Genomic DNA, 9,629 nt, shown 5'->3' with positions numbered 1-9,629 from the left:
CTGGCGGGGCTGGTGGGGGCCGAACCCGCCGTTCCACACCCCGGTCTTCGTGCTCACCCACCATCCGCGCCCCTCGGTGGAGATGGACGGCGGGACGGTCTTCCACTTCCTGGACGCCTCCCCCGAGGAGGCGCTGCGCCGGGCCAGGGAGGCGGCCGGCGGCCTGGACGTGCGGATCGGCGGCGGCCCGAGCAGCGTCCGGGCCTTCCTGGCCGCCGATCTGGTCGACCACCTGCACGTGGTCGTGGTGCCGGTGCTGCTCGGCCGGGGCGAGCGGCTCTGGGACGGGCTCGAAGGGCTGGAGCAGCGCTTCCGCACCGAGGCGGTGAGCAGCCCGAGCGGCGTCACCCACCTCACCTTCACCCGGCCGTAGCCGGCCCTCGTGCGCACGACGGCGGCCTCCCCGCACCCGCGGGGAGGCCGCCGTCGTGCGGCGCTACCGGATCAGACCCGGTCGGCCGCGATCAGCACGTACTGGAAGGAGCCGTCCTTGTAGGACTCGATGAACGCCTCCTCGATGCCGGTCACCAGCGAGGTGGTGTTCCGCAGCTCCCAGTAGGGCAGGGTGTCCGGCGTCAGGTCGATGACGGCCTGCGGCACCAGACGGTTGTCGGCCATCGCCCGCAGGTACTCGCGGCGGGAGGGGATGTTGCACTCGAAGTGGGCGTTGATCTGCGAGACCCACTTCGACGGCTGGCCGTAGCGCGGGTTCCAGCAGCCGGTGATGGTCACGTACCGGCCGCCGACGCTCAGCACCCGGGAGTGCTCGGCGAACAGGTCGTGCAGGTCGACGTACATGCTGGACTCGTTGTTCCAGGAGCCCGCGACCGAGCCGGTCTCGATGGGCATGTTCAGCATGTTGGCGACCTGGGAGCGGACGAACCCGCCGATGCCCAGCTCGGCGGCGCGCTTGTTGCCGAAGTCGGCCTGCTGGGTGGAGAGGGTCAGGCCCTCGACCCGGCAGCCGAAGCGCTGGTGGGCCATCACCATCGAACCGCCGCGGCCGCAGCCGGCGTCGACCAGGGTGTGGTCGGCGCGGATGTCGCCGAGGTGGCCGAGCAGCACGTCGGCCTGGGCGGACTCCAGCCGGTGCAGCTCGGCGATCACCTTCTTCTCGCGCTCGGCGTCGGCCGGGTCCCCGATCGCGGCCTGGTCGATGGCGCCGATGCCGTAGTGGTGGTGGTAGAGGCCGTCGACGTCACCCAGGCGGAGGTTGACCGGACGGGCCTCGTGGTCCCAGTAGCGCGCGATGTCGCCCTGGTACGGAGTCGCCGGGCCGGGGATGGTGTTGCCGGGGGTGGTGATGTCGTCGGTCACGGACATGGGTCAGCTCCTAGCGGATGGTCAAGGGGTCGGTCATCAAGGGAAATGCGCTGCCGGCGGGAGGTGGTGCCCCCGGAGGGGCCGGTGTCACCAGAAGTCGGGCAGGGTGTAGCGGTAGGTGTTGGTCTGGTGCCAGTAGTGGTTGCCGTCGACCCACGCGGACACACCGCGCAGGAACCGTACGAGTGTCGGCACCGGGCAGGACACGGCCAGGGCGGCCGCCTCGGCCTCGAAGGCCAGCATCAGCTCGTTGTGGACCTCGACCGCCTTCAGGTAGCCCTCCTTGCGGGAGACGCCCTCACGCTCGGAGATCACCACCGGCAGGTTCAGGTGCAGTCCGGGGCTGGCCAGCTCCTTCATGTACGAGTACAGGTCGTTGACGATGGTGGTGGCGTTGCCGGCCAGTGCGATCACCCGCTGCATGGCGGGCAGCGCGTGCAGCTCGGCGGGCAGCTCGTAGCCGCCGACGGTGTCCGTGATCGTCGGGCAGGGGCGGAAGTTGTTGAACTGGCGCATGGCCAGGTACTCCCACACCTCCGGGACGTGGTCCGCCTGGTCCCAGGAGGCCTCGGCCAGGTACCCCAGGTGCAGCCGCGCCATGTCGTGCCGGAACCGGTCCGACTGGGAGGGCGTGGCGGCCCGGGTGAAGTACTCCATCGCCGAGTGGTAGGCGCGCCGGGGCGCGTCCGAGCTCAGCGAGGCCTCCCAGCCCGGGTGGTACTCCGACGTGGTGTGCAGCGGGTCCAGCGCGGTGTGCGCGAGCAGCAGGCGGCTGCCCAGGCCGATCGGCGAACCGCCGAGGTCCTCGCAGTAGCAGTCGTCCACCGCGTTCTCGGCCACCATCAGGCGGGCCGCGAGCATCAGGTGGTCGACGCTCGGCGCGTCCGGGTGGCAGGCCACCATGTAGCGCCCGGTGGAGAAGCCGTTGAAGTCCTTCTCCCACTCCGGCGGGTAGAGCTCGATCTCCTCCATCGCCCAGACCTTGAGCTTCGCGCTCAGCGCCTCGACCCGCACCGGGTCGGGCTCGGCGACCGGGTGGTGGTAGAGGCCGGGGATCGGGTCGCCGCTCCGGGGCTTGCCGCCGCTCGGCGCCTCGGCGGCCGACCCGGCGGCGGCCGGGGTCGGGGCCGCGGCGGTCGGGACGGGCAGGACGTGGGCGGACGGCACCCGGAACCCGGGCGTCGCCGCCGCGGTCTCGGTCACCGTCGTGGTCTCGGTCACGGTCGCGGTCGCCTCGGGCGCCGGGACCACCTCGACCGGGACCTCGGGCGTCGGAGCCTGGGGCGCCGAGACCTCGTCCGCCGGGGCCTGCGGCCTGAACTGCAGCCCGGAGGTGCCCAGTCCGCTGGGCCCGCGCAGGATCCGTTCGATCGCGGGGGAGCTCATGGGCCCACCGCCGGGGCGGTGACGGGCCCGGATGGTGTGTCCGGCCAGGCGCACAGGGGCATGGAGCCTCCTCTGAAGGGGGTCGCACAATATGACGGGTCGTCATCCCACCCGCCTCGAACGGGATCTCCGGTCTCCGGCCCCGTCTCGCTCGGTTCACCACCGTAGGCGCGAAGGCGCGTTCCGCATCGCACCAGACGATCTTCATCACCCGATAGGGTGAACGTTCCCCGTGCGGGCGTTTGGGCACGCCCTCGTCGTGCATCACCCCGCCCCGCACCTGCGCACTCCCGCCGCGAACCCGCCCGCCGAGCCGCCCGTCCGCGCGTCAACTTGCCGCCACTCCCTCGTGTCCCGCTCCCGCCGGCCGCGTCGTCCCGCTCGTGGCGCGGGCTGTTCGAACGCGAAACGAAATGACCCACGGTCGCCCGCCGGGGGCCGGTCGATCGCCCCGGGCCGGGCCCGGTGCAAGGGCGTGGGCGTAAGGCGGGACAGAATGGGCACGGCGCCGTCGAGGAGGCGGGGCCAGGAAGGAAGACCAGCGCATGGAGAGCCAGGCCCGCAGCCGCACCGCACTCGTGGAGCAGCTCATGGAGCGCTATCCCGACGTGCCCCGGGAGGCGGTGATCAAGGAGGACCTGCTGCGCGGCGGCATGGCCTTCGACGAGTCCGCGCTGAGCGGCAGCGCGGGCGCCGACGGGGGCGGCGAGGTCAAGCCGAAGTCGTACTTCATCTTCTCCTTCGACCACCGCACCCTGCCCGAGCTGGGCGCGGCCGCGCTCAACCGGCCGCCGGAGGAGGTCGTGCTGACCGGCGGGCCGTACGGGCTGCGCCGCACGGTGGTGTCGGTGCGGGTGAACCCGGACTCGCCGTACCGGGTCGGCGCCGGGGACGACGGCACGCTCGGCCTCTACCTGGACGGTGCGCGGATCGCCGACGTCGGCCTGCCGCCGATGCCGGACTACTACCGGCACACGCTGGCCAACGGGAAGTCGGTGATGGAGGTCGCCCCGACCATCCAGTGGGGCTACCTGATCTACCTCACGGTGTTCCGGGTCTGCCAGTACTTCGGCGCCAAGGAGGAGTGCCAGTACTGCGACATCAACCACAACTGGCGCCAGCACAAGGCGGCCGGCCGCCCGTACACCGGGGTCAAGCCGGTCGAGGAGGTGCTGGAGGCGCTGGCGATCATCGACCGGCACGACACCGCCCGGGCCTCCCAGGCGTACACCCTCACCGGCGGGGCGATCACCTCGCACGTCGGCGGCCGGGACGAGGCCGACTTCTACGGGCAGTACGCCAAGGCCATCGAGGAGCGCTTCCCCGGCCGCTGGATCGGCAAGGTGGTGGCCCAGGCCCTGCCGCGCGAGGACGTCCAGCGCTTCCACGACTACGGCGTGCGGATCTACCACCCCAACTTCGAGGTGTGGGACAAGCGGCTGTTCGAGCTCTACTGCCCCGGCAAGGAGCGCTACGTCGGCCGGGACGAGTGGCACCGCCGGATCCTCGACTCCACCGAGGTGTTCGGCCCGGAGAACGTGATCCCCAACTTCGTCGCGGGCGTGGAGATGGCCGAGCCCTTCGGCTTCACCACGGTGGACGAGGCGATCGCCTCCACCGAGGAGGGCCTGCGCTTCTTCATGTCCCGCGGCGTGGTGCCGCGCTTCACCACCTGGTGCCCCGAGCCCACCACCCCGCTCGGCAAGGCCAACCCGCAGGGCGCGCCGCTGGAGTACCACATCCGGCTGCTGCAGACCTACCGGGGCACCCTGGAGGAGTTCGGCCTCTCCTCCCCGCCCGGGTACGGCCCGGCGGGCCCCGGCAAGGCGGTCTTCTCGGTGAGCTCCTTCATGGACTCGCTGACCGGCTGAGGACCCGCCCCGGTGGTGCGGGCCGCGACGCCCGCACCACCGGCCGCCGTCAGCCCGCGTGCTGCGGGCGGACGGTGAGGATCTGCTCGGCCCGGCCCAGCGGCCCGCGGACGTCGTGCAGCACGGTGCTGGTGACGCCGTGCCCGGCCGGGCCGAAGCTGACGCTGGTGTCCAGGCCGGTCCAGCCGCCCTCGGGGCGGCGGTGGAAGTGGATCGTCAGGTCGGTGTTGGGGAACATCCACTCGGTGGGGCTCTGCCGCACGGCGATGCCGTTGGCGGTGTCCACCAGCATGACGAAGGAGGCGTGCGGGCCGCTGGGCTCCCCGGCGACCAGCTCGACCGGGGTGGAGAGCCAGGCGGCGGCGCGGCCCGGGGCGCTCTCCCGGCGGCGGACGTCGATCGAGGCGATGTAGCCGCCGCCCCAGACCCCGCGCATCGTCCAGGGCTCGAACTCCTCGGGCGCGGGCAGCGGCTCGTCGTGGGTGCCGGCGACGGCGGTGGTGTCCAGCTCGGCCAGGAACCAGGCGCGGGCCCGGACCACGGCGCGCCCGCCGATCGTCACGGTGGCCTCGACCAGCTCGATGGTGCGGCCGGGGCGGACGGTCTCCACCGTGATCTCGCACTCGTCGAGGGCGATCAGGCCGAGTATGTCGTAGCTGATCCGGGCCAGCGCCAGGCCGTCGGCGGGGCGGCCGGTCCCCTGCTGGTCGGCCCTTCGCTGGTCGGCCCGGTACCGGTCGATGGCGTGCACGATCAGGCCGCCGAGCGGGCTGAAGTGCTGCTCGTCGGGGTGCCAGGCGCCCTGCGCCTGCACGGTGGGCTTGTAGGTGTGGTCGCCGGTGCGCTGGTAGTAGCTGTCGGGCGCGGCGTTGGGGGTGGTCACGTGCGCTTCTCCTCGGGCCGGATCGCTGGCTGCCGGGCGGGCGCCGCCGGGGTACGACGGCGCCCGACCTCGGCGTTCAGGATCGTAAGGGGCCGAACCGCCCGCGCGGCGTCACGGGTGACGCATCCCACACCCCCGGGGGATCCGGCCGGTCAGTGCGCGGCGAGCGGGTAGTGGTCGGAGAGGTCGGTGTAGGTGTAGCTCTTGCCCCAACTGCTGACCGTCCAGGGCGCGCTGTGTACCCGGACCACCTCGTTGACGTACTGCTGCGGGCGGGCGTGGTCGGCCCGGTAGAGGACGTAGTCGAGGTCCTCCTTGGGCTCGCCCGGGTAGCGGTAGGCGGCGATGGAGTTGTCGACGGTGTCGAAGGAGTTCGGCCAGCCGGTGCGGGCGGAGGCCGGGGCGAGGTTGCCGTTGCTCAGCAGCGCCTGGTACTCGGAGCCGTGCGAGTCGATGTTGAGGTCGCCCGCGACCAGGACCGGCTCGTCGGCCGGGATCCGCTTGGCGTCCAGGAAGGCGCGCATCGCGGTGAGCTGCTTGGCCCGGATGTCCGCGGCCTGGCCGCTCGCGCAGCCGGAGTCGGTGGACTGGAGGTGGGTGCCGACCACGTGGGTGCGGCGGCCGTTGACGTCCAGCACGGCGTAGGCGAAGCCCTTGTTGGAGAACCAGTCCGAGCCGCAGGCGTCCTTGAAGACGTACTGCTCCTTGCGCAGGATCGGCCACTTGCTGAGCAGGGTGACGCCGCCGTCCTCGGGGGTGGTGGAGCTGTAGCTGCCGGAGGTGGCGTCCCAGCCGCTGGTGGAGCGGCCGACCACCGGCGTGTGGTACGGGTAGGCGGCCGAGGCCTTGGCGGTGAGCGCGTCGGAGGCCGCGTTGTCGAAGGCCTCCTCCAGCACGACCACGTCGTGGCCCTGGAAGAAGTCCGCCGAGGCGATGGCCTGCGCCCGGTACTGCTGGCCCCAGTTGGGGTAGAGCGAGGTGCTCATCAGGAAGGTGTTGTAGGTCAGCACGTCGAGCGGGGGCGCGGTCGTCGGGGCGGTCTCGGCCGAGGCCGGGGCGGCGCCGAGCACGGCGAGGACGGTGGCGGCGGCACCGGCGGCGAGGGTGCGGCGGACGGACGACAGGGGCATCGGGCCTCCAGGAGGGCATCGCGGGTGTTGTCGTGGACCCGTCGGGTCAAGGGATGTTGTGTATCCAACTCGGCTCCCCGCACGGCCCGCAAGACAGCGGGCGAGCATGTGATGAACTCGTCGGTAACACCCGCGTCGAGGGCCTGACGGGCGGTCACCGCCCCGCCCCTCCGTACCGCGTGCCGGGAGCGGCGGTCAGACTGTCCCCAGCACCACGGAAGAACGGACGGGGGAAGGCATGGCCCGCAGGAAGAAGCAGAAGAGGCCGCTCGCGGAGGGGGTGGTCCGGCCGCCGAAGCGGGTCCGCAGGCGCCCGGAGCCGCAGCTGTCGCCGAAGGCGGTCCGCCGGACGGCCTGGCCGGTCGGGGTGCTCACCCCGGTGCTGATGGTCGGCCTGGCCGTGCTCGGCAGCAACCCGGACTACGAACTCCCCTGCGGCATCCTGGCGTTCGTGGTGCTCTCGGCGGGCGTCATCGGGCTCGGCTTCGTCCGGCCCCGCGGCCTGGTCATCTGGCCGGCCGTCCTGTTCGGCGTGCTGCTGCTGGCGCTGCCGGCGGGGAGCATCCGGGCGCAGATCCTCACCGACCGCGGGGTGGAGACCGCGGTGGTGGTCACCGCGGCCCACAGCGCCAAGGACAGGAACGGCACCGTCAGCTGGACCTGCGACCTGCGCCGCGCCGACGGGCGGCCGCTGCCGCACGCCCGGGTCGGCGGCTTCGGCTGCTCGGCGTACGCCGTCGGCGACACCGAGAACGTCCTGGTCGACCCGGCGGGCTGGGCCCCGCCGGTCTCCCTGGACGAGGACCTCCCGTTCCGCCGCGGCGGCGTCTACGTCACCGCGGCGCTGGCTGTCCTGTGGGGCCTGCTCACCCTGGTCGCGGCGCGCCGCACCCTGCGGGATCCGGGCGCCGCGGCCGGTCAGCGGGGCAGCAGGTAGCGCACCAGGACGTCGGAGCCGGTGCCGTTCAGGGCGCCGAACAGCAGGGTGGTGCCGAACGCGTCCACCGCGGGCGCGAAGGACGGGCCGACGCCCTCGGCGACCCGCTCGACCAGGCCGGTCCTCAGGTCCCGCCGGAAGAGGTCCGGGGCGCCGTTGGTGTCGCCGGGCACCAGGCCGGCGTCGTCCGAGACGAAGTAGACCCAGCGGTCGTCCGCCGTCATGACGCCCGGCTGGGTGCCGGCGGGGGCCACCTCGGTGACCGCCCCGGTGCGCAGGTCGCGGGCGAGGAGCGCGACGCGGGTGGCGCCCTGGCCGGGCTCGAACACCCGGAACAGCGCGAACCGGCCGTCGGGGCTCAGCCGGCTCTGCCGCACGGCGTCCCGCAGGGTGCCGCTCGCGTCGACGCTCGCGCCCTCGATCCGGCCGGTGCGGGTGTCGTAGACGTAGAGCGGGAAGAGCTGGCGGGCGGGCGGCGGCTTCACGGCGGGCTGGGCGGGCCGGGCGGTCGGGCCGGTCCCGGCGGCCGGCAGCAGGTTGGCCGCCTTCGACCGGAACGCGACGGTCCGGCCGTCCGCGCTGAGCGAGGGCTCCACCGAGCCGCCGTCGGCGGGGGCGCCGCCCTGCCCGGTGCTGACCAGCCGGGTGCCGCCGGTCCGACGGTCCGTCAGGTAGACGTTGGCGGTGCCGGCCCCTGCCCCGGGGGCGAGGTCGGCGCGGTCCGAGGAGTAGGCGACGAAGCGGCCGTCGGCGCTGATCGCGGGGCTGACGGAGTTTCCGGCGCCGGTGCCGGCGGTGACCAGCTCGGTGCGGCCGGTCAGGCGGTCGCGGACGTAGACGTCGGTGCGGCCGCTGCCGTTCCCGGGGACGGCGTTGGCGGCGTCGCTGCTGAAGGCGACGTAGCGGCCGTCGGCACTGATCGCCGCCTGGCTGGTGGAGCCGTCCAGCTGGGCGCCGTCGTCGGCGAGGCTGACCCGCTCGGTGTGCCGCGTCCACAGGTCGCGGACGAAGACGTCGTAGAGGCGGTTGGTGTCCCCGGGCACCAGGTTCGAGGCCAGCGAGGTGAACAGGGCGTACCGGCCGTCGGCGCTCAGCCCGAGCGGCTCGGACCAGTCGTCGGCGGGCGCGCCGTCGGGGCTCACGTTCACCCGGACCGGGTCACCGCTCGCGGACGCGGATGCGGACGTGAGCGTGGCCGCGGGCTCGGGCCGCGCGTGGGCCGCCGGTGCCGCGGTGCCTGCCAGCAGCGCGGCCGCCAGGACACAGACCACCCGGAGCGTCGTCGTCTTCATGGGCTCCCCTCCCCTTGGATTCCTCGTGGATTCCCCCGCACTCCCCCATCCCCCAGGAGGAAGCCAACCCTCCGGTCGTGGCCACGGTCAACCCGACCACGCCCGAGACGGGTACGATCTCGCCAACTCCCCTCCACATCAGGCGTGTTCCCGCTCTTCCTTGCCGGTTCGGCAAAAACCCCTTGGCCGCGCGCGGCCACCGGTGCGAGGGTCCGGGAATGACCGTTGACGAACCCTTTGCCCTGCCGATGGCCCTGCCCGGCGGCCTGCTCCTGCGCGAGTCCCGGCCGGAGGACGAGGAGCGGATCGGCGCGCTGCTCACGGAGCGCGGCGACCCGGGGGACGCGCTCGACCACCGCCTGGTAGTCGAGGACCCGGACGCCGGCCGGTCGGCCAGCGCCGTGGTGGTCGACGGCGACCGGGTCGTCTCCACCGCCACCCTGCTGGACGAGGAGCTGCGCCTCGGCGGTGTCCGACTGCCCGCCGGGCAGGTCGACATGGTCGCCACCGACGGGGAGTACGAGGGCCGCGGCCTGGTCCGGGCCCTGCTGCGGTGGGCGCACGCACGCTCCGCCGCGCGCGGGCACGTGGTCCAGGTGATGATCGGAATCCCGTACTTCTACCGGCTGTTCGGCTACGAGTACGCGATCGACATCCCGGTCTCGCGGCCGCTGCTCACCGCCCCGCCCACCGTCGGCGCCGGGGACGCCCCCGCGCTGCGCACCGCCCGAGCGGCGGACCTGCCCGCCCTGGCCGCGCTCCAGGAGCAGGCGCAGCGCGGCTTCGACCTCGCGATGGGCCACGCCC

General features: G+C 73.3%; 9 protein-coding genes. 4 read left to right on the top strand and 5 right to left on the bottom strand.

Annotation, left to right across the window (positions count from 1 at the left end):
* On the top strand, positions 1–373 hold a 373-nt coding region (locus tag AE652_RS13505), incomplete at its 5' end, for a dihydrofolate reductase family protein (RefSeq protein ID WP_049651573.1).
* Between the two features lie 71 nt (positions 374–444).
* Here AE652_RS13505 and AE652_RS13500 read toward each other — a convergent pair.
* On the bottom strand, positions 445–1,323 hold the full coding sequence (locus tag AE652_RS13500; RefSeq protein WP_049651572.1) for a geranyl diphosphate 2-C-methyltransferase: 879 nt from the start codon (positions 1,321–1,323) through the stop codon (positions 445–447).
* An 87-nt stretch (positions 1,324–1,410) separates the two neighbouring features.
* The gene (locus AE652_RS13495; RefSeq protein ID WP_234348368.1) at positions 1,411–2,709 is read right to left on the bottom strand and encodes a family 2 encapsulin nanocompartment cargo protein terpene cyclase; all 1,299 of its coding nucleotides are present in this window, start codon (positions 2,707–2,709) and stop codon (positions 1,411–1,413) included.
* A 545-nt stretch (positions 2,710–3,254) separates the two neighbouring features.
* On the opposite strand from AE652_RS13495, the gene AE652_RS13490 reads away from it, so the two are divergent.
* Entirely contained in the window at positions 3,255–4,580 is a 1,326-nt protein-coding gene (locus tag AE652_RS13490; RefSeq protein WP_049651571.1) for a radical SAM protein, read from the top strand.
* A 49-nt stretch (positions 4,581–4,629) separates the two neighbouring features.
* Here the strand turns inward: AE652_RS13490 and AE652_RS13485 are convergent, their stop codons facing one another.
* Complete coding sequence (locus AE652_RS13485; protein WP_049651570.1) at positions 4,630–5,463, bottom strand: thioesterase family protein; 834 nt, start codon at positions 5,461–5,463, stop codon at positions 4,630–4,632.
* Positions 5,464–5,615: 152 nt separating this feature from the next.
* Complete coding sequence (gene sph, locus AE652_RS13480) at positions 5,616–6,593, bottom strand: sphingomyelin phosphodiesterase (protein WP_049651569.1); 978 nt, start codon at positions 6,591–6,593, stop codon at positions 5,616–5,618.
* A gap of 238 nt (positions 6,594–6,831) precedes the next feature.
* On the opposite strand from sph, the gene AE652_RS13475 reads away from it, so the two are divergent.
* The gene (locus tag AE652_RS13475; protein WP_049651568.1) at positions 6,832–7,530 is read left to right on the top strand and encodes a hypothetical protein; all 699 of its coding nucleotides are present in this window, start codon (positions 6,832–6,834) and stop codon (positions 7,528–7,530) included.
* Here AE652_RS13475 and AE652_RS13470 read toward each other — a convergent pair.
* The gene (locus tag AE652_RS13470; RefSeq protein WP_049651567.1) at positions 7,512–8,822 is read right to left on the bottom strand and encodes a PD40 domain-containing protein; all 1,311 of its coding nucleotides are present in this window, start codon (positions 8,820–8,822) and stop codon (positions 7,512–7,514) included. The two genes, AE652_RS13475 and AE652_RS13470, sit on opposite strands and share 19 nt — an antisense overlap.
* 218 nt (positions 8,823–9,040) lie before the next feature.
* On the opposite strand from AE652_RS13470, the gene AE652_RS13465 reads away from it, so the two are divergent.
* Positions 9,041–9,629, top strand: a 589-nt coding sequence (locus tag AE652_RS13465; RefSeq protein ID WP_199823089.1) for a GNAT family N-acetyltransferase, incomplete at its 3' end; no start/stop codon positions are given.

The sequence above is a fragment of the Kitasatospora sp. MY 5-36 genome (assembly GCF_001182915.1).
GTDB lineage: Bacteria > Actinomycetota > Actinomycetes > Streptomycetales > Streptomycetaceae > Kitasatospora.
The sequence above is the reverse complement of the archived record's forward strand: the minus strand, read 5'-3'. Positions and strand labels throughout refer to the sequence as shown.

Excerpts from the sequence above, each read along its gene's own strand:
- AE652_RS13475 (WP_049651568.1), top strand. The coding sequence starts at position 6,832 with ATGGCCCGCAGGAAGAAGCAGAAGAGGCCGCTCGCGGAGGGGGTGGTC.
- sph (WP_049651569.1), bottom strand. The coding sequence starts at position 6,593 with ATGCCCCTGTCGTCCGTCCGCCGCACCCTCGCCGCCGGTGCCGCCGCC.
- AE652_RS13490 (WP_049651571.1), top strand. The coding sequence starts at position 3,255 with ATGGAGAGCCAGGCCCGCAGCCGCACCGCACTCGTGGAGCAGCTCATG.
- AE652_RS13500 (WP_049651572.1), bottom strand. The coding sequence starts at position 1,323 with ATGTCCGTGACCGACGACATCACCACCCCCGGCAACACCATCCCCGGC.
- AE652_RS13470 (WP_049651567.1), bottom strand. The coding sequence starts at position 8,822 with ATGAAGACGACGACGCTCCGGGTGGTCTGTGTCCTGGCGGCCGCGCTG.
- AE652_RS13495 (WP_234348368.1), bottom strand. The coding sequence starts at position 2,709 with ATGAGCTCCCCCGCGATCGAACGGATCCTGCGCGGGCCCAGCGGACTG.